The organism is Pseudomonas sp. Pseusp10 (assembly GCF_059492225.1).
This window is the reverse complement of sequence record NZ_CP168528.1, coordinates 6209787-6231746: the sequence shown is the minus strand read 5'-3', so window position 1 is coordinate 6231746 and position 21960 is coordinate 6209787. Positions and strand designations below refer to the sequence as shown.

The 21960-nt window shown below is 60.6% G+C and carries 24 protein-coding genes; 17 read left to right on the top strand and 7 right to left on the bottom strand.

What is annotated here, in order from left to right; translation table 11 throughout:
* Positions 1–44: 44 nt before the first annotated feature.
* The 3 genes from ACEN8Z_RS28360 to ACEN8Z_RS28350 all read right to left on the bottom strand — a co-directional run bounded on the left by ACEN8Z_RS28360 (position 45) and on the right by ACEN8Z_RS28350 (position 3002).
* A complete protein-coding gene (locus tag ACEN8Z_RS28360) occupies positions 45–686 on the bottom strand; it encodes an oxidoreductase (protein WP_310061309.1) in 642 nt (213 codons plus the stop codon).
* A 27-nt stretch (positions 687–713) separates the two neighbouring features.
* Positions 714–2432, bottom strand: a complete 1719-nt coding sequence (locus ACEN8Z_RS28355; RefSeq protein ID WP_495596347.1) for a C13 family peptidase — start codon at positions 2430–2432, stop codon at positions 714–716.
* Positions 2433–2546: 114 nt separating this feature from the next.
* Positions 2547–3002 (bottom strand): MaoC family dehydratase, encoded by a 456-nt coding sequence (locus tag ACEN8Z_RS28350; protein WP_008001099.1) that lies wholly within the window; start codon positions 3000–3002, stop codon positions 2547–2549.
* A gap of 193 nt (positions 3003–3195) precedes the next feature.
* On the opposite strand from ACEN8Z_RS28350, the gene ACEN8Z_RS28345 reads away from it, so the two are divergent.
* From ACEN8Z_RS28345 to ACEN8Z_RS28330, 4 genes are all read left to right on the top strand, one after another.
* The gene (locus tag ACEN8Z_RS28345) at positions 3196–3558 is read left to right on the top strand and encodes a CidA/LrgA family protein (RefSeq protein WP_108231150.1); all 363 of its coding nucleotides are present in this window, start codon (positions 3196–3198) and stop codon (positions 3556–3558) included.
* A complete protein-coding gene (locus tag ACEN8Z_RS28340; protein ID WP_442097863.1) occupies positions 3555–4271 on the top strand; it encodes an LrgB family protein in 717 nt (238 codons plus the stop codon). Before ACEN8Z_RS28345 ends, ACEN8Z_RS28340 begins: the two co-directional genes overlap by 4 nt.
* 10 nt (positions 4272–4281) lie before the next feature.
* Positions 4282–4872 carry an LON peptidase substrate-binding domain-containing protein gene (locus ACEN8Z_RS28335; protein WP_085726023.1) on the top strand — a complete coding sequence of 197 codons (591 nt, stop codon included), beginning with the start codon at positions 4282–4284 and terminating at the stop codon, positions 4870–4872.
* Between the two features lie 117 nt (positions 4873–4989).
* Positions 4990–5163, top strand: a complete 174-nt coding sequence (locus tag ACEN8Z_RS28330) for a hypothetical protein (protein WP_495596346.1) — start codon at positions 4990–4992, stop codon at positions 5161–5163.
* A gap of 74 nt (positions 5164–5237) precedes the next feature.
* On the opposite strand, the gene ACEN8Z_RS28325 is transcribed toward ACEN8Z_RS28330, so the two are convergent.
* A complete protein-coding gene (locus tag ACEN8Z_RS28325) occupies positions 5238–6554 on the bottom strand; it encodes a bifunctional DedA family/phosphatase PAP2 family protein (protein ID WP_495596345.1) in 1317 nt (438 codons plus the stop codon).
* Positions 6555–6745: 191 nt separating this feature from the next.
* Complete coding sequence (locus ACEN8Z_RS28320) at positions 6746–7444, bottom strand: DNA-3-methyladenine glycosylase (RefSeq protein ID WP_495596344.1); 699 nt, start codon at positions 7442–7444, stop codon at positions 6746–6748.
* Between the two features lie 189 nt (positions 7445–7633).
* On the opposite strand from ACEN8Z_RS28320, the gene ACEN8Z_RS28315 reads away from it, so the two are divergent.
* The 13 genes from ACEN8Z_RS28315 to ACEN8Z_RS28255 all read left to right on the top strand — a co-directional run bounded on the left by ACEN8Z_RS28315 (position 7634) and on the right by ACEN8Z_RS28255 (position 20218).
* Positions 7634–8905, top strand: a complete 1272-nt coding sequence (locus ACEN8Z_RS28315; protein ID WP_495596343.1) for a glutamate-5-semialdehyde dehydrogenase — start codon at positions 7634–7636, stop codon at positions 8903–8905.
* A gap of 1 nt (position 8906) precedes the next feature.
* Complete coding sequence (gene nadD / locus ACEN8Z_RS28310; protein WP_007990602.1) at positions 8907–9596, top strand: nicotinate-nucleotide adenylyltransferase; 690 nt, start codon at positions 8907–8909, stop codon at positions 9594–9596.
* Positions 9597–9667: 71 nt separating this feature from the next.
* Complete coding sequence (gene rsfS / locus ACEN8Z_RS28305; protein WP_007975896.1) at positions 9668–10162, top strand: ribosome silencing factor; 495 nt, start codon at positions 9668–9670, stop codon at positions 10160–10162.
* A 9-nt stretch (positions 10163–10171) separates the two neighbouring features.
* Entirely contained in the window at positions 10172–10639 is a 468-nt protein-coding gene (gene rlmH / locus ACEN8Z_RS28300) for a 23S rRNA (pseudouridine(1915)-N(3))-methyltransferase RlmH (RefSeq protein ID WP_007937439.1), read from the top strand.
* Between the two features lie 12 nt (positions 10640–10651).
* Entirely contained in the window at positions 10652–12547 is a 1896-nt protein-coding gene (gene mrdA, locus ACEN8Z_RS28295; protein WP_007998428.1) for a penicillin-binding protein 2, read from the top strand.
* 31 nt (positions 12548–12578) lie between these two features.
* Positions 12579–13682 (top strand): rod shape-determining protein RodA, encoded by a 1104-nt coding sequence (gene rodA, locus ACEN8Z_RS28290; RefSeq protein ID WP_050548075.1) that lies wholly within the window; start codon positions 12579–12581, stop codon positions 13680–13682.
* A gap of 17 nt (positions 13683–13699) precedes the next feature.
* Complete coding sequence (gene mltB, locus ACEN8Z_RS28285; RefSeq protein ID WP_495596342.1) at positions 13700–14710, top strand: lytic murein transglycosylase B; 1011 nt, start codon at positions 13700–13702, stop codon at positions 14708–14710.
* Positions 14710–15717, top strand: coding sequence for a septal ring lytic transglycosylase RlpA family protein (locus ACEN8Z_RS28280; protein WP_007998426.1), 1008 nt, complete (start codon positions 14710–14712; stop codon positions 15715–15717). Before mltB ends, ACEN8Z_RS28280 begins: the two co-directional genes overlap by 1 nt.
* Before the next feature lie 185 nt (positions 15718–15902).
* A complete protein-coding gene (locus ACEN8Z_RS28275) occupies positions 15903–17060 on the top strand; it encodes a D-alanyl-D-alanine carboxypeptidase family protein (protein ID WP_007990613.1) in 1158 nt (385 codons plus the stop codon).
* An 87-nt stretch (positions 17061–17147) separates the two neighbouring features.
* Positions 17148–17423: a DUF493 domain-containing protein gene (locus ACEN8Z_RS28270; protein WP_007990615.1), complete on the top strand. Its 276-nt coding sequence runs from the start codon at positions 17148–17150 to the stop codon at positions 17421–17423.
* On the top strand, positions 17423–18070 hold the full coding sequence (gene lipB, locus ACEN8Z_RS28265) for a lipoyl(octanoyl) transferase LipB (protein ID WP_007998424.1): 648 nt from the start codon (positions 17423–17425) through the stop codon (positions 18068–18070). Before ACEN8Z_RS28270 ends, lipB begins: the two co-directional genes overlap by 1 nt.
* 25 nt (positions 18071–18095) lie before the next feature.
* Positions 18096–19094 (top strand): lipoyl synthase, encoded by a 999-nt coding sequence (gene lipA / locus ACEN8Z_RS28260; RefSeq protein ID WP_162130289.1) that lies wholly within the window; start codon positions 18096–18098, stop codon positions 19092–19094.
* 173 nt (positions 19095–19267) lie between these two features.
* Positions 19268–20218 (top strand): S66 peptidase family protein, encoded by a 951-nt coding sequence (locus ACEN8Z_RS28255; protein ID WP_495596341.1) that lies wholly within the window; start codon positions 19268–19270, stop codon positions 20216–20218.
* A gap of 129 nt (positions 20219–20347) precedes the next feature.
* On the opposite strand, the gene ACEN8Z_RS28250 is transcribed toward ACEN8Z_RS28255, so the two are convergent.
* The gene (locus ACEN8Z_RS28250) at positions 20348–21670 is read right to left on the bottom strand and encodes a lytic murein transglycosylase (RefSeq protein ID WP_007998420.1); all 1323 of its coding nucleotides are present in this window, start codon (positions 21668–21670) and stop codon (positions 20348–20350) included.
* 61 nt (positions 21671–21731) lie between these two features.
* Complete coding sequence (gene arfA, locus ACEN8Z_RS28245; RefSeq protein ID WP_007990624.1) at positions 21732–21896, bottom strand: alternative ribosome rescue factor ArfA; 165 nt, start codon at positions 21894–21896, stop codon at positions 21732–21734.
* Between the last annotated feature and the right edge of the window lie 64 nt (positions 21897–21960).

Here is a 21960-nt window from a genome sequence, read left to right as displayed (position 1 = left end):
GGAACGGGCTTGCCCGCGATGAGGTCCGCTCGGGCACCATAAAACTACTTGCCCAACTTCCTCAGCTCATCCGACTCGACAACCCGCACGCCATCCTGCTCTTCCAGCGCCAGGCGCCACATTGCGCGGGCCAGCTGGCACGCTTCGATGCCGTGGTATTTGCCAGGAATCAGCCGTGACAACGGCCCTGCGACTTTTTCGCCCAGGCGCGGCTCAGCGCGATCACCCAGCAACAGCGAAGGGCGGCAAATAGTCAGCTGCGGCCAGTTCTGCGCGCGCAATGCGTACTCCATCTCGCCCTTGACCCGGTTGTAGAAAATCGAGGATCTGCGATCGGCTCCCAGAGCACTGATCACGATCAGGTGCCGTGCGCCCATCTCCCGTGCGCGTTTGGCAAAGGCCACAACCATGTCCAGGTCCACCGCGCGGAACGCTTCTTCCGAGCCCGCCTGTTTGATGGTGGTGCCCAGGCAGCAGTAGGCGATGTCGACACGGCCGTTCAATTGCGGCAGAAACACCGCCGGGTCGCCGACAGGGTTTTCAAGGTGGGGATGCTTGGCCAAGGGGCGGCGTGACGGCGCCAAAACCCGCGAAATCGTTGGCTCGTTAAGCAGGCGATCAAGCAGATGTTCACCCGTCAAACCGGTGGCTCCGGCGAGCAGCACATGCTGAGGCGTCAAGTACATAGTGTTTCTCCCTTGATACTGTTCAGCTTAGTTGCTGTTTGTATCCTTGCTTTCCATAGATGCACTTTGCAGTGCTTTTCGTGCCTGTTGTTTGCGCAATAGTTGCCAGTGCGAAAGGACGGTTTTCGGTGCCCAGATCTGTGGTTCGGATGCTTCGAAGCCGTCCGCCAGTTCACGTTCGGCGACAGTGGCCTTGGCCCGTTTGAAGGCTTGTTCCAGATCATCGGTCTGGTTCAGGGCTTGGGCGAACAGGGCGTCGCCGAAGTAGGTGAAGTTGGCTTCCTCTGAGCAGCCGAAGGACACTCGGTCGGCCCGCGAGGCCGTCATGATCAGGGTCCGTTCATCCTTGAGCGCGGGGATGAAACCGCCGGAGTAGCAGGACGAAATCACGATGATCTTGTCGCGGTTTTTCAGCGGGGCAAGCACCGCGGCCATTTCGTCGGCTGGCAGATCGGCCAGTTCCATCCGCGGCTGGTCAAGCACCAGCTCGTGTTCGCTGGTGCCATGGCTGGTCAGGTAGATGAAAATCAGGTCTTCCGGACCGCTGCGTTCGGCCAGCGTCAGGGCGGCGCGGCGCAAGTTTTCCCGAGTCGCCATAGGGCGGTCGGCGAGGTGGTCACGATGGTTCACCAGGCGGATCTGGCCAAAGGTGCCGAACCGGGTGGTGAGCATGTTGGCGACGTAGTCGGATTCGCGCAGAAACACACTTTGCTTGCCATCACCGCCCAGGGTCAACGAATACAGTTCCACCGCCGGGGTCGAGGCCGGAACGTTGGCCAGCACTGTGTCGAGCAGGCGCCCCTGTGCCAGCAGGCCGAGTTCGAGTGTGTCAGGCAGCAGTTTGCCCTCGGCATCGCGCACGCGCTGGCCGTTGATCCAGGTGCCGCTGAGCACGGTACCATCGGTCAGCACCAGCGTGCCGCGCCCCTGGTAGCTGTCGTTGTCGAACTGGCCGGTGTAAAAGCTGCCGTCGGCCAGGTTCAGTCGGCCCTGGCCGGAAAAACGCCAGTCGTTGAACTGGCCGATGTAGTGGCTGCCGTCAGTGCCGATCAACTCGCCCTTGCCGTTCAGCGAGCCTTCCTTGAACTGGCCCAGCCAGACATCGCCGTCCGCGTTTTCATAACGGCCCTTGCCGTGCAGTTGATTGTTCTTGAAGCTGCCGACATAGATGTCGCCATCGGCGCTGTTGAAAGTCCCGTTGCCTTCCAGCTGGCCGTCGACGAAGTGCCCGGTGAACTGATTGCCGCTGGCGTCGCCGCGCTGGCCTTCGCCATTGGGTTTGCCGTGGGCGAACTGGCCCTGGTAGGAGCTGCCGTCTTCGAGTTCGAGACGACCCAGGCCGGCGTATTGATCGGCCTTGAACTCGCCGCGATAGCTCATGCCGTTTTCTTTGAGTGTGCCTTCGCCGTCGCGCCGGCCGGCCTTGAAGCCGCCGCTGTAGCTGCTGGCGTTGGTGGTCAGTGCCCCCTGGCCGTCGAACAGTCCCTGATTGAACTGCCCGCGATAGACTTCGCCATTGCTGCCGTGCCATTCGCCCTGGCCGTGCCACTGGCCTTTGTCGAATTCGCCGGCGTACCAGCTGCCGTTCGGGTAGTCGATACGTCCCTTGCCTTGCAGCAAGCCATTGACCAGGTCGCCGCGATAGCGTCCGCCGTCCGGCAGGCGGGCGTCGGGGGGCAAAGGCGATTCGCCGTCGCCGCAAGCGGTGAGCATCAGGGTCAAGGCAAGGAGTGCAAATGGGCGCATAGCGGATTCCGGGCAATTAGGCGAGGGAGTATGCCGCAGCCATGTGTCCTTATATAGGGCGAGGTACCGCGAGAGGGCGCGAAACAGCAGGAGCTGCTTCGCATCCGGGGAGGTTTACACGAAGCACAGGGACAGGGGTTCGGCGATATACGCCGGTTTGTCCGAACCTTCGATTTCCAGGGTGGTGGTGGCCTTGAGCAGCCATTGGCCGGGTTTTTTCTCGATGACTTCGGTCAGGTCGACCTTCAGCCGCACCCGCGAATTGACCTTGACCGGCTGGATGAAGCGCACACTGTCGAGGCCGTAGTTGACCACCATCTTCAAGCCTTCGGGCATGACGAGGATGTCTTCCATCAATTTCGGAATCAGCGACAGCGACAGGAAGCCGTGAGCGATAGTGCTGCCAAATGGCGTTTGCGCGGCCTTGACCGGGTCGACGTGGATGAACTGAAAGTCCCCTGTGGCTTCGGCGAACAGGTTGATGCGGTCCTGATCGATGGTGAGCCATTCGGAACGTCCAAGTTCCTTGCCGACATAATCTTTGAGCTCTGCAACTGGAACATAGGGCATTGAGACTCTCCTTGGGTTCATCGGTTTTATAGTTTTGAGTTGGGGGGATTTGACCTCCCGGCTTACCACTTTAGATCAACATGGCCAAACGCTCCGGTCAACTGACCATGCTTTTGGCGAATGCCGATCTATAGCGCGAGCATGCTTATAATGCCAGGCCAATGCGGATGACGGATTTTGCAGGAGATCAACAATGTTGTTACGGGGCCTGACATGGCTGGTGTTGTTCCAATTGCTCGGCACTGCGATCAATCATTTGTTTTTGCCGGTGCTGCCGGGGCCGATTGTTGGGTTGCTGCTTTTGCTGGTGTACCTCATCTGCAGGGGCCAGGTCGGCGAGCCACTGAACCTGGCGGCCGGCAGTCTGCTGCGCTACCTGCCGCTGTTGCTGGTGCCGCCAGCCGTGGGCGTGATGGTCTACGCCGCTGACATCGCGGCGGATTTCTGGGCGATTGTCGGTGCGCTGGTGTTGTCGTTGCTGCTTTCGATGGCCTTCGCCGGGGTGCTGATGCAGCGCATGGTCAAGCGTCACGCTCAGCCAGAGGATGGCCAATGATCTTCGACTGGCACGGCGCCTGGGCGTCGGTGATTCACCATCCGCTATTCGGCATTGGCATTACCCTCGGCGCCTATCAACTCGTCCTTGCGGCATTCGAGAAAACCCGCTGGATCTTTTTGCAGCCGGTGCTGGTCTCCATGTTGCTGGTGATCGGCGTGCTGGTGGGCTGCGGCCTGACCTACGCCGAGTACCGCAAGAGCACCGAAATCCTCAGTATTCTGCTCGGCCCGGCCACGGTCGCACTGGCGGTGCCGCTTTACCTCAACCTACGTCGGATTCGGCAGTTGTTCTGGCCGATATTTACTACGCTGGTGATAGGTGGTGTCGTGGCTACTGGCATGGGCGTGTTGCTGGGCTGGTGGTTCGGTGCCGAGCACATGATCCTGATGACCATGGCACCGAAGTCGGTGACCTCGCCGATTGCGATGCTGGTGGCTGAGCAGATCGGAGGCGTCGCGGCGCTGGCGGCGGTGTTCGTGTTGATTACAGGCGTGATCGGCGCGATCTTCGGCCCGAGCCTGTTGACCCGTCTCGGTGTCCACAGTTCCGAGGCGCGCGGCATGGCGCTGGGCATGACCGCCCACGCGGTCGGCACGGCGGTGGCGATGCAGGAAAATGAAGAGTGCGGCGCCTTCGCGGCGCTGGCGATGAGTCTGATGGGCGTGGCCACGGCGGTATTGCTGCCGTTGGCGGTGTCGATGGTGGTGTAAGGAAATGTCTATGAGTCTGCCGCTTTTTCCGCTCAACACAGTGCTGTTTCCAGGCTGCATACTCGACTTGCAGATTTTCGAAGCGCGCTATCTGGACATGATCGGTCGCTGCATGAAACAGGGCGGCGGTTTTGGCGTGGTGTGCATCCTCGATGGCGAAGAAGTCGGAATCGCCCCGGCCGGTTACGCCCTGGTCGGGTGCGAGGCACTGATCACTGATTTCAAACAGCAGGACAACGGCCTGCTGGGGATCCGGGTGCAGGGCGGGCGGCGCTTTCACGTTTTGCGTACCGAAGTACAGCGAGATCAGTTGACCATCGCCGAGGTCGAGTGGCTGGAAGATGAGCCCGAGCAACCGCTGCAGGATGAAGACGCCGATCTGGTGGCCTTGCTCAAGGCGTTGGCCGAGCACCCGATGGTCGAAGCGCTCAACATGGGTACCGAAGCGACCGGTCAACAGTCACTGGCCAATCAGTTGGCGTACCTGTTGCCATTTGCCGAACTGGACAAGATCGACTTGCTGCAACTAGATGATCCGCAGCAACGACTGGATGCGATTCAGGCGTTATTGGATGAGTTGCAGGGAGAGTTGTTTGCCTGAGTAGTACTTCGTAAATGTTGAGCGCTTTAGCTACCATTGCCAGATATCGGCATTTTGATTAGTTTGGCGCTACTCGCATGAAGCGAGTTATTTCATACTCAAAAAGGATTTAAAATCATGAATGTTTACACATCTGAACGCGCGGCCTGGGAAGCAGCTGCTGTGGGCTACCTGCTAAAGATCGCGGGTAACAGTCAATCTTTCGAGGAATACGCAACGACTGCATGCCAGCTCGCCGATGCACTGATTCTGGAAATGCGTAAACGTCCTGGCGGTTCAGGTCGAGCATAAACTCCAATAAAAGAACCCCGGCTGATTGGTCGGGGTTCTTTTATTGGAGTTTCAGATTGGGCTGCCCTCGTTTTTCAATAGGCATACCGCAACATCGTATTTGGCAAATGCCACAACGCGAAGACCCCGAACAGTGCCACCAGCGATGGCAGCATCAGCCACCAGACCTTGGGCGGCATCGCGTTGAGTGAGGTAGTGCGCTGACTTAGCCATAGGCTGGCCGCACAGATACACGCCGCCAACATTGCGCCTGCCAATACATCCGTCGGCCAATGCGCGCCGAGATAGACCCGCGACAGCGAAATCGCCAGCGCCGGCATACACCCTACCAGCAACCAGGTCAGACGCATCCGCGGTGGTTGGCCACGACCGGCCAGTACGGCCAGGGTCAAGAACAGCGCGAAGGAGCCGGAGGCGTGACCGCTGGGCATGCTGTAGCTGGTTAGCGGATCGCTGAGCACTTCGGGGCGCATGCGGGCGAAAAAGTGTTTGGTCACGGTGTTGCCCAGCGCCGTGAAGAACAATGTGTTGCAGGCGAAGATCGCCTGGCGCCATTGCCGGGTAATCAGTAACAACGCGACCAGCAGCGCGCTGAACAGCAGCATGTTGCGGAATTCGCCGATCAGCGTGAAGACCACCGCGACCTCATCGAGCATCGGGCTGCGATGTTCTTGCACCAGCGTCATCACCCCTTGGTCGAGGGCACTCAGGTGCGGAAAACCGATAAACAGCACCACCAGAATCAGACAACTCATGCCGGCAATCAGTGCTGTAGCCCGGCGATGCTGGCGCAGGCTGCTGGTGGCGCTGAGCCCCACCATCACGGCAATGCTGCCGACAACGATTCCGGCCTGAGGCCAGAAACCTTCGGGTAGCGGCAAACGAATCGCCGCACCGGTGGCCCATCCAGGCAACAGATAGGCCACCGACCACCCCGCACCGGCCAGCAGGCTGACGGCGATGAACCGCGGGAAAGGCATGTCGCACATGCCGGCGACCATTGGCAGCATTGGCCGCAACGGTCCGATAAAGCGGCCGACCAGCAGGCTGGCGATGCCATAGCGCTGGAAATAGGTCTCCGCCCCGGCAATCCATTCCGGGTGATGGCGCAAACCGGGCAGGCGCCGGATGTTCTGGTGAAAGTGCCGTCCAAGGAAATACGAAACCACATCACCCAACACACCGGCGAGGAAACCCAGCAGCAAGGTTTCACTCAGCGGCAACGCACCGCTGCCGGCAAGCACCGCTACGGTGAACAGTAAAACCGTACCGGGGACGATCAGCCCGGCAATCGCCAGGCATTCCACAAAGGCCACCAGAAATATTGCTGCCGCCAGCCATTGCGGGTTGACCGTCAACCAACCGGTTACGCTATCGAGCCATTGGCCCATACAAACCACTCCATTGAATTCAATTGGCCCTTGGTGGGCAAACGCAAGTTTTCGTAACGGCGCCGAACCCTGTGGGAGCGGGCTTGCCCGCGAAGGGGCCCTTCCTGTCGATATTTGTGTCGCCTGACACGGCGCATTCGCGGGCAAGCCCGCTCCCACAGGGAGTCACTTTTACTTCAAGCCCAGGGTAGTCAAGTCAGTACAAAATAATCGCGACCTTCGACCTGTCCCCGTCGTAGCGGGTTTCGCGTGCAATAAGCCGCGTAGGCACCGTCGACGAAGCGGTACATCAAGTGCTCGTCGCGCCCGTGTGGGATGCCCAGGCGCGTGGTCTGGATGATGTGGGCGGGCGACTGGCCGACGTCTTCCACCAGCAGCACCTCATGGTCGAAGCGTTTGGCGTCCCACACCGGCACTTTCAGGCCCATTGCCTTGCAGAGCAGGGTTTGCCCGGCGCAGAGCTTTTGTGACGGGCGAGGGTGACCCTGGGCATCGGGATTGTTCAATAGCATCTGTGCCAGGCTGGCCGGCCCGCTCAATTCATCGACCCACGGATAGGCGGACTTGATCAGCACGGCGTTGCCGGGCCCCTGGGCGCTGAAGTTCAGGGAATCGCCGCCCCGGGCGTAATACATATAGATGTGGCCGCCATCCAGAAACAAAGCCTTACGTTTTTCTGTGTAGCCGAGGGAGGCGTGGCTGCCTTTTTCTGCGCAGTAATAGGCTTCGGTTTCGATGATCCGGGCGCTGAGCCACAGGTCGCCAACTCGATGGCGAATGACTTTGCCCAGTAAATCCCGGGCCAGAATTTGCGCGTCACGGTCGAAAAACGCATCCGGGAGGCCCGCGGGCAGGCTCATGGCGGACGCTCGAACAGTCAGATTGGACATGATGGCTGGCGTTTGTCAGGGCTGAGTGAGTCGTGATGATAACAATTTGCAGCTTAATCCCGGCTGAACGTCGGCAAATACCCCTCCATTTCGACCATCCGCCCGTCACCGCTGTTAGTCCCGGGGCGCGACAGCTATAATCTGCCGCTTTACTCTTTACCAAGACCTTATCAAAGACCACGCCAGACCATGACTGAGTCCGTTCTTGACTACATGACCCGCCTGGGTTGCGCTGCCCGCGAAGCTTCCCGCGTGATCGGCCGCGCCAGCACGGCGCAGAAAAACCGCGCCCTGCAGGCTGCCGCCAATGCGCTGGATGCTGCCCGCGCCGAGCTGGCGGCGGCCAATGAACTGGATTTGGCCGCCGGTCGCGCCAGTGGCCTTGAGCCAGCGCTGCTCGAACGACTGGCGCTGACCCCGGCGCGTATCGACGGCATGATCGTCGGCCTGCGTCAGGTTGCGGCTCTGCCGGACCCGGTTGGCGCGATTCGCGACATGAGTTTCCGTCCGTCCGGTATCCAGGTCGGCAAGATGCGCGTGCCACTGGGCGTGATCGGAATCATCTACGAGTCGCGGCCGAACGTGACCATCGATGCCGCGAGCCTGTGCCTGAAGTCCGGTAACGCGACCATCCTGCGTGGCGGTTCCGAAGCCATTCATTCCAATCGAGCCATCGCTGCCTGCATTCAGCGTGGCCTGGCCGAAGCCGGTCTGCCGGCCGCCGTGGTGCAAGTGGTCGAAACCACGGATCGCGCTGCCGTCGGCGCGCTGATCACCATGCCCGAGTACGTCGATGTCATCGTGCCCCGTGGCGGTCGCGGCCTGATCGAACGCGTCAGCCGGGATGCGCGCGTGCCGGTAATCAAACACCTGGATGGCATTTGCCACGTTTACGTGAGTGAACACGCCGATCTGGCCAAGGCCCAGCGCATCGCGTTCAACGCCAAGACCTACCGTTATGGCATCTGCGGCGCCATGGAAACGCTGTTGGTGGATCAAGCCGTTGCCAGGGATTTCCTGCCGGCGATGGCGGCACAGTTCCGCGAAAAAGGCGTCGAACTGCGCGGTTGCGAGCGTACCCGGGCAATTATCGATGCCGTGGCCGCTACCGAAGAAGACTGGAGCACCGAATACCTGGCGCCGATTTTGTCGATCCGGGTGGTCGACGGACTGGACCAGGCCATCGAGCACATCAATCATTACGGTTCCCATCACACCGATTCGATTGTCAGCGAACACCAGGGCGACACCCGGCGTTTCGTGGCTGAAGTCGACTCCTCGTCGGTGATGATCAATACCCCGACATGCTTCGCCGATGGCTTCGAATACGGATTGGGTGCCGAGATCGGCATTTCTACTGATAAGCTGCACGCCCGCGGCCCGGTGGGCCTCGAAGGACTGACCTGCGAGAAGTACATCGTGGTCGGCGACGGGCAGTTGCGCGGACAGGAGCCGGCCTGACTTGGGCGACTTCGACCCGTCAGCCCCGGTTACCGCCAGCGAGCCAGCCCCTCGCCGCATTGGCGTGCTGGGCGGAACGTTCGACCCGGTGCACATCGGCCATTTGCGCGGTGCGCTGGAAGTCGCCGAAACCCTGGCGCTCGATGAGCTGCGTCTGACACCCAGTGCCAGGCCGCCCCATCGGGATACGCCGCAGGTGTCGGCCAAAGACCGTCTGGCGATGGTCGAGTGCGCGGTGGCCGGTGTGGCGCCGTTGGTGGTGGATGCCCGCGAATTGCAGCGGAACAAACCGTCCTACACCATTGATACCCTGGAACTGATGCGCGCCGAACTGGCCGTATCCGACCAGGTTTTTCTGCTTTTGGGCTGGGACGCTTTTTGCGGCCTGCCCACTTGGCACCGCTGGGAAGAGTTGCTCCAGCATTGCCATATCCTGGTGTTGCAACGCCCGGATGCCGACAGCGAACCGCCGGATGCCTTGCGCAACCTGCTGGCAGCGCGCTCGGTGAGCGACCCGCTGGCCCTCAAGGGGCCGAGCGGACAGATTGCATTCGTCTGGCAGACACCGCTCGCGGTATCCGCCACCCAGATCCGTCAACTGCTGGCCAGCGGTAAGTCGGTACGTTTCCTGGTGCCCGACGCGGTCCTGGCCTACATCGATGCGCACGGACTTTACCGTGCGTCGAACTGAATAGGAGTGCTTCAAGGCACGTGGCAACAACGTGTATCGAAGCCCCGAACTACGAGCAAAACGAGTTTTATATGACGAGCAACAACGAAAGCAAAGTAAAACGCAAAGGCACATTCAAGAGTGCCCCGCTGCCGGAAAAAGTCCTCGCCGCCGAGCCGCCTAAAGGCGACGAACTGGTCAAGATCGCCGTAGCCGCCCTGGAAGACGTCAAGGCCCAGGACGTGCTGGTGATTGATGTTCGCGACAAGCAGAGCATCACTGACTACATGATCATCGCCACCGGTACCTCCAACCGCCAGATCGGCGCGATGCTGGACAAGGTCCGCGAAGCGGTCAAGGCCCTGGGCATCAAGCCGTTGGGTGAAGAAGGCAAGGGCGACAGTGACTGGGTCCTGCTGGACATGGACGACGTGATCGTCCACATGATGACTTCCAACGCCCGTCAGTTCTACGACCTGGAGCGCCTGTGGAAAGGTGCCGAGCAGAGCCGTGCGGCCGATGGCAAACACCACAGCCCTGAAGTTGGTCACGAGCACTTCAACAAGCTCAACAAAGACCAGGAATAAGGGACCGCTGTGCGACTGCGACTGATCGCCGTCGGTTCACGCATGCCTAAATGGGTGGAAGAAGGCTGGCATGAATATGCCAAGCGTCTTCCGTCCGAGCTGGCGCTGGAACTGGTGGAAATACCGCTCAATACCCGTGGCAAGAACGCCGACGTGGCCCGTTTCATCCGTCAGGAAGGCGAAGCCATGCTGGCCAAGGTCGGGCCGAACGAGCGGGTTGTCACTCTCGAAGTCCATGGCAAGCCCTGGAGCACCGAGCAACTGGCGGTCGAGCTCGATCGCTGGCGGCTGGACTCGCGTACGGTCAACTTTATGGTCGGTGGCCCCGAAGGGCTGGCGCCGGAAGTCTGTGCCCGGGCTGACCAGCGCTGGTCGTTGTCACCGCTGACCTTGCCGCACCCGCTGGTGCGGATCCTGATCGGCGAACAGTTGTACCGTGCCTGGACCGTGCTGTCCGGTCACCCTTATCACAAGTAGTTCTGCGCTCTCATGACCCAGCCGATCCGCATCAAGGACCACGAAAAAGACGCCCGTCTGGTGCGTGGCCGCGTCGTGTTCGGGGCCATTGCAGTGGTGGTACTGATTGGCGTGTTGATCGCGCGCCTGTATTTCCTGCAGGTGATCCAGTACGAGTACCACTCGACCTTGTCGGAAAACAACCGCGTTCATGTGCAGCCGATTCCGCCGACCCGCGGCTTGATTTTCGATCGCAATGGCGTGGTGATTGCCGACAACCGGCCCAGCTTCAGCCTGAGCATGACCCGCGAGCGTTCCGGCGACTGGCAGCAAGTGCTCGACGTGATCGTCGAAGTGCTGGAACTGACGCCCGAGGACCGGGTGATTTTCGAGAAGCGCATGCGTCAGGGGCGCCGGCCGTTCGAGCCGGTGCCGATCCTGTTTGAGCTGACCGAGGAGCAGATCGCGCGGATCGCCGTGAACCAGTTCCGCCTGCCGGGCGTGGAAGTGGTCGCGCAACTGGTTCGTCACTACCCGCAAGGTGCACATTTTGCGCACTCGGTGGGCTACATGGGGCGGATCAACGAGAAAGAGCTCAAGTCTCTGGACCCGGTCAGTTACAGCGGCACCCATCAAATCGGCAAGACCGGCATCGAGCGCTTCTACGAGCCGGAGCTGCACGGTCAGGTGGGTTACGAGGAAGTCGAGACCAACGCTCGGGGCCGTGTATTGCGGGTGCTCAAGCGTACCGAACCGATTTCCGGCAAGGACATCGTCCTGAGCCTGGACATCAAATTGCAGGAAGCCGCCGAAGCCGCGCTCGGTGGTCGTCGTGGTGCGGTGGTGGCCCTGGACCCGAAAACCGGCGAGGTGCTGGCGATGGTCAGCCAGCCGAGTTTCGACCCGAACCTGTTCGTCACCGGCATCAGCTCCAAGGCCTATTCCGAGCTGCGCGACTCCATCGACCGGCCGTTGTTCAACCGCGTGCTGCGCGGTCTGTACCCGCCGGGCTCGACCATCAAGCCAGCGGTGGCGATTGCCGGCCTGGATTCGGGCGTAGTGACTGCCTCGACCCGAGTGTTCGACCCCGGTTACTACATGCTGCCCAACTACGATCACAAGTACCGCAACTGGAACCGCACCGGCGACGGCTTTGTCGACCTCGATACGGCGATCATGCGTTCCAACGACACCTACTTCTATGACCTTGCCCACAAGTTGGGGATCGATCGGTTGTCGTCGTACCTGTCCAAGTTCGGTATCGGTCAGAAGGTGTCCCTGGACATGTTCGAGGAGTCGCCGGGTCTGATGCCGACCCGCGAATGGAAGCGCGCGACCCGCCGCCAGGCATGGTTCCCGGGCGAAACGCTGATTCTCGGGATCGGTCAGGGCTACATGCAGTCGACCCCCCTGCAGCTGGCCCAGGCCACCGCGCTGGTGGCCAACAAAGGCATCTGGAACCGTCCACACCTGGCCAAGACCATCGAAGGCGAGAAACCGGTGGATCACAACCCGATGCCGGACATCATCCTGCGTGATCCGTCTGACTGGACCAAGGTCAATCACGGCATGCAGCAGGTGATGCACGGCGCCCGCGGTACGGCACGCAAGGCTTCGATCGGTGCGCAGTACCGCATCGCCGGCAAGAGCGGTACGGCCCAGGTGGTCGCGATCAAGCAGGGCGAGAAGTACGACCGTTCCAAGGTCCAGGAACGCCACCGCGACCACGCCTTGTTCGTCGGCTTCGCGCCGGCCGACGACCCGAAAATCGTGGTGTCGGTGATGGTCGAGAACGGCGAGTCCGGTTCCGGCGTCGCCGCGCCGGTGGTGCGTCAAGTCATGGATGCCTGGCTCCTGGACCAGGACGGCCGATTGAAGCCTGAATACGCCAGCCCTATCAGTGCAGAGGCAACTGCCCGTGATGAATAATTTTGATCGCATGCTCTCCAGCGAGGATGTGATGCGTCGTCGTGCGACGCTGCTGCAACGCCTGCATATCGACGGCCCGCTGCTGATCCTGCTGCTGACCCTGGCGGCCGGCAGCCTGTTCGTGCTGTATTCGGCCAGTGGCAAGAGCTGGGACTTGCTGGCCAAGCAGGCCACATCGTTCGGCATCGGTCTGGTGTCGATGATCGTCATCGCTCAGTTCGAACCGCGCTTCATGGCCCGTTGGGTGCCTATTGGTTATGTGATCGGCGTGCTCTTGCTGGTCGTGGTGGATGTCATGGGTCACAACGCCATGGGCGCCACGCGCTGGATCAATATTCCCGGCGTGATTCGCTTCCAGCCCTCGGAGTTCATGAAGATCCTGATGCCGGCGACCATCGCCTGGTACTTGTCCAAACGCACTTTGCCGCCGCAGCTCAAGCATGTCGGCATCAGTCTGATGCTGATCGGTATCCCGTTCATTCTCATCGTGCGGCAACCGGACCTTGGCACTTCGCTGCTGATCCTGGCCGGCGGCGCTTTCGTGCTGTTCATGGGCGGTTTGCGCTGGCGCTGGATCCTCAGTGTGCTGGCCGCCGCCGTGCCTGTGGCAGTTGCCATGTGGTTCTTCATCATGCATGACTACCAGAAGCAGCGAATCCTGACGTTCCTCGACCCGGAGAGCGATCCGCTCGGGACCGGCTGGAACATCATCCAGTCCAAGGCCGCCATCGGCTCCGGCGGTGTGTTCGGCAAGGGGTGGTTGCTGGGCACCCAGTCGCACCTGGACTTCCTGCCGGAAAGCCATACCGACTTCATCATTGCCGTAATGGGTGAAGAGTTCGGTCTGGTGGGGATCTGCGCGCTGCTGCTGATCTACCTGCTGTTGATCGGCCGCGGCCTGGTGATTACCGCCCAGGCGCAGACATTGTTCGGCAAGTTGCTCGCGGGCAGCCTGACCATGACATTTTTTGTTTATGTTTTCGTCAACATCGGTATGGTCAGTGGCCTGCTGCCGGTGGTGGGGGTGCCGTTGCCGTTCATTAGCTACGGAGGAACTTCGCTGGTGACGCTGCTGTCAGCGTTTGGGGTTTTGATGTCGATCCATACCCATCGCAAGTGGATCGCGCAGGTTTGAATAAGGTGAAATTTTCAATGCAAGTAATGCGTGGCTGGGCGACTCGATACGCGCCATGGGTCGGCCTGGTAAGCATCCTTGGCACCGTGCAGGAAGCGTTGGCCGGCGACTACGAAGGCTCACCCCAGGTGGCCGAGTTCGTCGGTGAAATGACCCGCGACTACGGTTTCGCCGGTGAACAATTGATGGGTGTGTTCCGCGAAGCCGAGCGCAAGCAGTCGATTCTGGACGCCATCTCGAAACCCGCCGAACGGGTCAAGCAGTGGAGCGAATATCGCCCGATGTTCATCACCGACGCGCGCATCGCCCGGGGTGTGGACTTCTGGCGTCAGCACGAGGCCGTGTTGGCCCGTGCCGAGCAGGAATATGGCGTGCCGGCCCAGGTGATTGTCTCGATCATCGGCATTGAAACCTTTTTTGGCCGTAATACCGGAAATTTCCGGGTGATCGATGCCTTGTCGACCCTGGGTTTCGACTATCCTCCCCGTGCCGAGTTTTTCCGCAAGGAGTTGCGTGAGTTCCTGCTGCTGGCCCGCGAAGAGCAGGTCGATCCGTTGACGCTCAAAGGCTCCTACGCCGGCGCAATGGGATTGCCGCAATTCATGCCGAGCAGTTTCCGCGCCTATGCGGTGGATTTCGACGGTGATGGCCATATCAACATCTGGACCAATCCGGACGACGCCATTGGCAGTGTCGCTAGTTACTTCAAGCGTCATGGCTGGGTCGCCGGTGAACCGGTGGTCAGCCGCGCCGACATCCGTGGCGAGCAGGTCGACGAAGGTTTGACCACTGGAATCGAGCCGACGAAGACCGTCGGGGAGTTGCGAGCCCTGGGGTGGTCAAGTCATGATGCGCTGCGCGATGATATGCCGGTTACTGCATTCCGCCTGGAAGGCGACAATGGCCCCGAATACTGGATGGGCCTGAAGAATTTTTACGCGATCACGCGTTATAACCGCAGCGTGATGTACGCCATGGCCGTACATCAACTGTCTGAGCAGCTGGTCCAAGCACGGGGCGTCAAGTAATGCGGGCATTGCCTATGAGTAAACCCCTGAAGCTGCTGGCATTCGCCGCGTTGGCAGTGCTGGTCGCCAGTTGTTCGACCAGCCGTGCGCCGGCGCAGAAATCATCCACCGCCGTGCGCTCGGCGCCGGGGCTGGACATCAACCGCGCCCACAAGGATGGCGCGCCATGGTGGGACGTCGATGTGTCGCGCATCCCGGACGCCACACCGACCCTGCACACCGGCCCGTACAAGGCCAACCCGTACACCGTGCTGGGCAAGACTTACTTCCCGCTGCAAGAGTCCAAGACCTACGTGCAGTCGGGTACGGCATCCTGGTACGGCACCAAGTTCCACGGTCAGAACACCGCCAACGGCGAAGTGTATGACCTGTACGGCATGAGTGCCGCGCACAAGACATTGCCACTGCCGAGTTACGTTCGGGTGACCAACCTGGACAACAACAAGAGCGTGATCCTGCGAGTCAACGACCGCGGGCCGTTCTACTCGGACCGGATCATCGACCTGTCCTACGCCGCGGCCAAGAAGCTCGGTTATGCCGAAACCGGCACCGCGCGGGTCAAGGTCGAAGGCATCGACCCGCAGGCGTATTGGGCGGCCAAAGGCCGTCCGGCACCATTAATGCTCAATGAACCGAAAGTCGCGCAGAATAGCGCCCCGGTGATCACGGCCTCGGCCGGCACGGTCGAGCAATGGACACCGCCGCCACAGCAACACGCTGCCGCGGTCGTGCCGGTGCAGCTTGATGCAAAAAAAAACGTTTCTGTACCAGCCTCTGGCCAGTATCTGCAGGTGGGCGCGTTCGCCAACCCGGACGCTGCAGAACTCCTGAGATCGAAGCTCAGCGGGATGGTGAGCGCTCCGGTGTTCATCAGCTCGATCGTGCGCAATCAGCAGACCCTGCATCGGGTTCGCCTGGGCCCGATCGGATCGCCGGGTGAAATCCAGCAGGTGCAGAACAGTGTGCGCCTGGCCAACCTTGGTTCGCCAAGTGTGGTCACGGAATAAGCAATACGTAGAACTTGATTGACGATTCACCAGCGATTAGGGGGTGAATCAGGTTGTTGGCTCGTTGAAGAACAAAAGCCCGGCAAGGGTTACAGAGTGAGCAACTGAACACGCGATGACTCGTTAGAAAGTCATCTGATTAGTTTTGCCCTTGGGCAGTTTCCATTAGCGATTTCGAGAGACGGATGAACATCACCACCTTTGCCAAACGCCTGTTCCTGTTAGTCCCGCTGCTTCTCTCACCCGCCGCTTTTGCGGTCGAGATGATGCCTTCGCCACCACAATTGGCCGCCAAGGCCTATGTGCTCATGGATGCCAGCAGCGGCAACGTGCTGGTCGAGAACAATGGTGACCAGCGTCTGCCACCGGCCAGCCTGACCAAGCTGATGACCGCGTACATCGCGACCCTGGAAATCCGTCGTGGCCAGATCGGCGAAAACGATCCGGTGACCGTCAGCGAAAACGCCTGGCGTACCGGCGGTTCGCGGATGTTCATCAAGGTCGGCTCGCAGGTCACCGTCAGCGACCTGCTGCACGGCATCATCATCCAGTCGGGTAACGACGCCAGTGTCGCGCTCTCCGAGCACATCGCCGGTAGCGAAGACGCCTTCGCCGACCTGATGAACAAGACGGTCGCCGACCTGGGCATGACCAACACCCACTTCATGAACCCGACCGGCCTGCCGAACCCTGAGCACTATTCGTCGGCTCACGACATGGCTGTGCTGGCCCGCGCGATCATCCACGAAGACCCGGCTCACTACGCGATCTACTCGCAGAAAGAGTTCTTCTGGAACGGCATCAAGCAACCCAACCGTAACCTGCTGCTGTGGCGCGACAAGACCGTCGACGGTCTGAAAACCGGCCACACTGACGAAGCCGGCTACTGCATGGTGTCCTCGGCCGTACGTGATGGCATGCGCCTGATCGCCGTAGTGTTCGGCACTAACAGCGAAGTGGCCCGTGCCGCAGAAACCCAGAAGCTGCTGACCTACGGTTTCCGCTTCTTCGAAACCCAGACCTTCTATCAGAAGGGCGCCGAGCTGGCCCAGGCGCCTGTCTGGAAGGGCTCCACCAATCAAGTCAAGGCCGGCCTGGCTGAAGACCTGACCATGACCCTGCCGAAAGGCCAGCTGAAAAAGCTCGCTGCCAGCATGACCATGAACCCGCAACTGGTCGCGCCAATCGCCAAGGGCGACGTGATCGGTAAAGTCGAAGTGAAACTGGACGACAAGGTAGTGCACAGCGCTGACCTGATCGCTCTGGACGCTGTCGAGGAAGGTGGTATCTTCCGCCGCATGTGGGATAGCATCCGTCTATTCTTCTACGGCTTGTTCAACTGAATTTAGTGTGCACCTGCATGGCCCCGTGCTGATCCAGCACGGGGCCATGCCCGTCGCCACGGCTTACGCTCAAGAGGCCGTTACGCCATGACCGATACCGAAGTAAAGGCGCCAAAGATCGAATTCCCGGTCACTGACTATCCCGTTAAGGTAATCAGCGATACCGGTGTGGGCAACAAGGACAAGATCATCAAGATCGTCGAGAAACACGCCAAGATCAACGATGAGCGTGTTGACGAGCGCCAGAGCAGCAACGGCAAATACACCACCATTCAGTTGCACATCGTCGCGACCGACCAGGACCAGCTGTACAACATCAACAGCGAACTGCGGGCCACCGGCTTCGTGCACATGGTGTTGTGATGTCTGGCACGCTGGGCTTTCGCGAGCTCGGCCAGATGGCTTACGAGCCGGTCTGGCATGCCATGCAACGCTTCACCAACGAACGCGGTAGTGATGCCGCCGACGAGATCTGGCTGGTTGAGCACCCCCCGGTGTTCACCCAGGGGCAGGCGGGCAAGGCCGAGCATTTGCTGCTTCCCGGTGATATTCCGGTGGTGCAGGTCGATCGTGGTGGTCAGGTGACCTACCACGGCCCCGGCCAACTGGTGGCTTATCTGCTACTGGACGTACGCAAGCTCGGGTTTGGCGTGCGCGATCTGGTCACCCGTATCGAGCAGTGCCTGATCGAGCTGCTGGCCAGCTACGGCGTGACCGCCGCAGCCAAGCCTGATGCACCGGGTGTCTATGTCAACGGGGCAAAAATCGCTTCCCTGGGTCTGCGGATCCGCCACGGTTGTTCCTTTCATGGCCTGGCCTTGAACGTGGACATGAACCTGGAACCGTTTCGACGGATTAATCCCTGCGGCTACGCCGGGCTGGCGATGACCCAGCTGAGCGATCACGCAGGATCGATTGAATTTGCCGAGGTAAGTGCCCGGCTGCGCGCGCAGCTCGTCAAACACCTCGACTATGCTGAGCAGACGACCCTTACGGGCGGAATCGACTGATATGACTACTGATGCAGTGCAAACCATGATCCCGACGCTTGATGTCACCGAGCGCCCGGCCCCGCGTCCCAAGGTTGAAGCCGGCGTCAAGCTGCGCGGCGCCGAGAAGGTTGCCCGCATCCCGGTGAAGATCATTCCGACCACCGAACTGCCGAAGAAGCCGGACTGGATTCGCGTCCGCATCCCGGTTTCGCCGGAAGTCGACCGTATCAAGGCGCTGTTGCGCAAACACAAGCTGCACAGCGTGTGTGAAGAAGCCTCCTGCCCGAACCTGGGCGAGTGCTTCTCCGGCGGCACCGCGACCTTCATGATCATGGGTGACATCTGCACCCGTCGTTGCCCGTTCTGCGACGTCGGCCACGGCCGTCCGAAGCCACTGGACGTCAACGAGCCGGAAAGCCTGGCCATCGCCATCGCCGACTTGCGCCTGAAGTACGTGGTGATCACTTCGGTAGACCGTGACGACCTGCGTGACGGCGGTGCCCAGCACTTTGCCGACTGCATCCGTGAAATCCGCAAGCTGTCGCCGAACGTGCAGCTCGAAACCCTGGTTCCGGACTACCGTGGCCGCATGGACATCGCCCTGGAAATCACCGCCGCCGAGCCGCCGGATGTGTTCAACCACAACCTGGAAACCGTGCCGCGCCTGTACAAGGCTGCGCGCCCGGGCTCCGACTACCAGTGGTCGCTGACCCTGCTGCAACGCTTCAAGCAGATGATGCCGCACATTCCAACCAAGTCCGGCCTGATGCTGGGCCTGGGCGAGACCGACGAAGAAGTCATCGAAGTCATGAAGCGCATGCGCGAACACGACATCGACATGTTGACCCTCGGCCAGTACCTGCAACCGTCCCGCAGCCACTTGCCGGTGCAGCGCTTCGTGCACCCGGACACCTTCGCCTGGTTCGCCGAGGAAGGCTACAAGATGGGCTTCAAGAACGTGGCCTCGGGTCCGTTGGTACGCTCCTCGTATCACGCCGACGAGCAGGCCAAGCTGGTCAAGGCCGAGCTGATGTCGTCCTGATCGACTGTGAAACATAAAACGCCCGCAAGGTTTCAAAGCCTTGCGGGCGTTTTTTTGCCTGGCCTACGGCCGCGGCCGTTTTTTCCTACAACCTGCGGGACGACTGACCCTCTTCTGTTTGTCCCCGTTCCTGACTACTGTGTGCTGATGTTCTCACGCAGGGAGATTCACGGATGACCGCTCGACCGACCCACACCCTTTGCCCTCACACCCCCGTCCCGGCACTGCCGTCGGAAGGCATGATCGGCGTTATCGCACCCGCCGGTCCCGCGACGCTGGATACCGACAAGGCGCTGCAATGGATGCGTGCCCGGGGTTATTCACTGAAAGTGTATCCCGGGGTCTACGAGAAAGACGGCTATCTGGCCGGTAGCGACGAGGTGCGACTTGGCGACCTGCATGCAGCATTCACCGACAGCGAGGTGGATGCCATCATCTGCCTGCGCGGTGGTTATGGCACGCCCCGGTTGCTCGATCGTATCGATTTCGGGTTGCTGCGCGATAACGCCAAGCCGTTCATCGGTTACAGCGACATCACTGCACTGCATTTGGCGATCAGCCGATATGCAGGTTTCGTGACGTTTCATGGGCCGATGCTCAACGCCGATCTGCTGGGTGGCAAGCAACAACCTACAGAGTTTTCCTTCTTCAACATGCTGCGAGGGCAGGTGAGGGCGGGCACAGTGCTGGCGCACCCGGTAGCCTACCCGCTGACCACGATCGAGCCGGGCATTGCCCATGGACGCTTGCTCGGCGGTAATCTGGCCATGATTACCGCAACCATGGGTACGCCTTACGAGATGGACGCCGAGGGTGTCATTCTGTTGATCGAGGACATCAACGAGCCGCTGTATCGCATTGACCGGTTGCTGACCCAGTTGCGGCTGGCAGGCACGTTGCACAAGCTGCGCGGCGTGTTGGTCGGGGATGTGGCGGGTGTGGATGTGGCAGCGCTGGAGCGGTTGCTCAAGCAGACCTTCGAGGCATTGAAGATTCCGGTGCTGTCCGGATGGCGCAGCGGCCATTGCGACCCGAACCTGACGTTGCCCATGGGGGCGTTGGTGCGGCTGGATGCGGGGAACAAGGAGTTGGTGTTGGAACAGGACGTGGTGGTCAGGCGCTAGATTTTCGCTGTCTGTCAGTCAGTCTTCGCGAGCAAGCCCGCTCCCACATTTAACCGCGTTCCTGCATGGGAATACGGTCGAATGTGGGAGCGGGCTTGCTCGCGAAAGCGGTTTCAGCCGTACAGTTAACTAGCGGTTACGCAAACCTTCCAGCAACTTGTGCGTCGGATAGCCATCCGCCGGCCAGCCAAATGACTGCTGGGCGCTGCGGATTGCCTTGCGAGTATTGGCTCCAATGATCCCGTCGGCGGTGCCGGCGTCGTAGTTTTGCGCACTCAACAGGTTTTGCAGCTCGATCCGCTCGGTACGGCTCAGTGGCAGGTCATCCTTTGGCCACATGCCGCTGATCAGGCCTGTGCCATTGAAGCGTTCGGACAACAGGCTCACCCCCAAGGCGTAGGACGACGAGTTGTTGTATTTGAGAATCGCCCGGAAGTTATCGAGCACCAGGAATGCGGGACCGCGATAGCCGGCCGGCAACAACAGTGCCGCGGACAGTTGCTCCGAGCCTGCCGGGACCTGGCCGCCGTTGGGTAGCGTAATGCCCAGTTGCCGCCATTCGGCGACACTCTTGCGAATCGTGCCATCGGCCAGTACGTAGTTGAAGCCGCTCGGCAGCTGGACTTCAAAGCCCCACGGCTGACCTCTCTGCCAGCCGGAGCTTTGCAGGTAGTGCGCGGTCGAGGCCAGGGCGTCGGCCGAACTGCCCCAGATATCGCGACGGCCGTCGCCGTCGAAATCGACGGCGTGGGTGTTATAGGTGGTCGGGATGAACTGGGTCTGGCCCATGGCGCCGGCCCAGGAACCCAGCATCTTCTCGGGTTCGATATCGCCCTGTTGCAGGATTTGCAGGGCAGCAATCAATTGCGCGTGGGCAAAACCGGGGCGACGGCCTTCGTAGGCCAGGGTCGCCAGCGAGTTGATCACCGACTTGCTGCCCTGGAACTGGCCAAAGTTGCTTTCCATTCCCCACACGGCTACCAGCGCCTGACGGTCAACGCCGTAACGCTGCTCGATGCTTTGCAGAATGTCGGCGTACTGATTGATCAGCGACTGGCCTTTGCGTACCCGCAGCGGCGACAAGGCGCCGTCCAGGTATTCCCACACCGGTTTTGCGAATTCCGGTTGGCTGCGATCGGCACGAATCACACTGGGGTCGAAGCTGACATTGGCGAAAGCGCGATCAAACAGATCGGCGCGGATGCCGGCGGCCAGGGCATCCTTGCGGAAACCCGCCTGCCATTCGGCAAAGGTCTGGGTAGGCTGGATGTCGAGGTTCTCACCTGTCGGAACCACAGGCGGAACAACCGCCGGGGCGGTAGCGACAGGAAGTGTCTGAAGCGGCTGAGCGTCGGCTGCGGTCGGTTTTTCCGCACAGGCGACAAGCAAAACAAGGCTGGATGCAGCGATCAATTGGCGTAAGTGCCAACGACGGGGAAGACAAAAGGGCATGCACGGGTCCAGGGAGTACGAATCAGGTACAGACCTTACCATGTCAAAGGGGTGTTCTGCTTTACGCAGCCAGAAAGTAAGAAGCCTCCCAGCTGTCAGACTGGAAGGCTTCGCGGCGGTAACTGCCTTTGCCCTTGGCGGGGCGTTCCTGACGGCTGCGGAACAGTGGCTGGGCAATGATTGATTTGGCCTTGTTGGGGCCATGCTTTGATGGCTTTTTGCTCATGACGGTGCCTCACAATTGAGTGGTTTTTGCGGGGCAAATCATCGGCCGAAGTTGGAGGGCTGTC

What these genes read in the sequence shown, in the direction of transcription:
- ACEN8Z_RS28360 (WP_310061309.1), bottom strand. Translation starts at nt 686, where the DNA reads ATGTACTTGACGCCTCAGCATGTGCTGCTCGCCGGAGCCACCGGTTTG.
- ACEN8Z_RS28355 (WP_495596347.1), bottom strand. Translation starts at nt 2,432, where the DNA reads ATGCGCCCATTTGCACTCCTTGCCTTGACCCTGATGCTCACCGCTTGC.
- ACEN8Z_RS28350 (WP_008001099.1), bottom strand. Translation starts at nt 3,002, where the DNA reads ATGCCCTATGTTCCAGTTGCAGAGCTCAAAGATTATGTCGGCAAGGAA.
- ACEN8Z_RS28345 (WP_108231150.1), top strand. Translation starts at nt 3,196, where the DNA reads ATGTTGTTACGGGGCCTGACATGGCTGGTGTTGTTCCAATTGCTCGGC.
- ACEN8Z_RS28340 (WP_442097863.1), top strand. Translation starts at nt 3,555, where the DNA reads ATGATCTTCGACTGGCACGGCGCCTGGGCGTCGGTGATTCACCATCCG.
- ACEN8Z_RS28335 (WP_085726023.1), top strand. Translation starts at nt 4,282, where the DNA reads ATGAGTCTGCCGCTTTTTCCGCTCAACACAGTGCTGTTTCCAGGCTGC.
- ACEN8Z_RS28330 (WP_495596346.1), top strand. Translation starts at nt 4,990, where the DNA reads ATGAATGTTTACACATCTGAACGCGCGGCCTGGGAAGCAGCTGCTGTG.
- ACEN8Z_RS28325 (WP_495596345.1), bottom strand. Translation starts at nt 6,554, where the DNA reads ATGGGCCAATGGCTCGATAGCGTAACCGGTTGGTTGACGGTCAACCCG.
- ACEN8Z_RS28320 (WP_495596344.1), bottom strand. Translation starts at nt 7,444, where the DNA reads ATGTCCAATCTGACTGTTCGAGCGTCCGCCATGAGCCTGCCCGCGGGC.
- ACEN8Z_RS28315 (WP_495596343.1), top strand. Translation starts at nt 7,634, where the DNA reads ATGACTGAGTCCGTTCTTGACTACATGACCCGCCTGGGTTGCGCTGCC.
- rsfS (WP_007975896.1), top strand. Translation starts at nt 9,668, where the DNA reads ATGACGAGCAACAACGAAAGCAAAGTAAAACGCAAAGGCACATTCAAG.
- mrdA (WP_007998428.1), top strand. Translation starts at nt 10,652, where the DNA reads ATGACCCAGCCGATCCGCATCAAGGACCACGAAAAAGACGCCCGTCTG.
- rodA (WP_050548075.1), top strand. Translation starts at nt 12,579, where the DNA reads ATGCGTCGTCGTGCGACGCTGCTGCAACGCCTGCATATCGACGGCCCG.
- mltB (WP_495596342.1), top strand. Translation starts at nt 13,700, where the DNA reads ATGCAAGTAATGCGTGGCTGGGCGACTCGATACGCGCCATGGGTCGGC.
- ACEN8Z_RS28280 (WP_007998426.1), top strand. Translation starts at nt 14,710, where the DNA reads ATGCGGGCATTGCCTATGAGTAAACCCCTGAAGCTGCTGGCATTCGCC.
- ACEN8Z_RS28275 (WP_007990613.1), top strand. Translation starts at nt 15,903, where the DNA reads ATGAACATCACCACCTTTGCCAAACGCCTGTTCCTGTTAGTCCCGCTG.
- ACEN8Z_RS28270 (WP_007990615.1), top strand. Translation starts at nt 17,148, where the DNA reads ATGACCGATACCGAAGTAAAGGCGCCAAAGATCGAATTCCCGGTCACT.
- lipB (WP_007998424.1), top strand. Translation starts at nt 17,423, where the DNA reads ATGTCTGGCACGCTGGGCTTTCGCGAGCTCGGCCAGATGGCTTACGAG.
- lipA (WP_162130289.1), top strand. Translation starts at nt 18,096, where the DNA reads ATGATCCCGACGCTTGATGTCACCGAGCGCCCGGCCCCGCGTCCCAAG.
- ACEN8Z_RS28255 (WP_495596341.1), top strand. Translation starts at nt 19,268, where the DNA reads ATGACCGCTCGACCGACCCACACCCTTTGCCCTCACACCCCCGTCCCG.
- ACEN8Z_RS28250 (WP_007998420.1), bottom strand. Translation starts at nt 21,670, where the DNA reads ATGCCCTTTTGTCTTCCCCGTCGTTGGCACTTACGCCAATTGATCGCT.
- arfA (WP_007990624.1), bottom strand. Translation starts at nt 21,896, where the DNA reads ATGAGCAAAAAGCCATCAAAGCATGGCCCCAACAAGGCCAAATCAATC.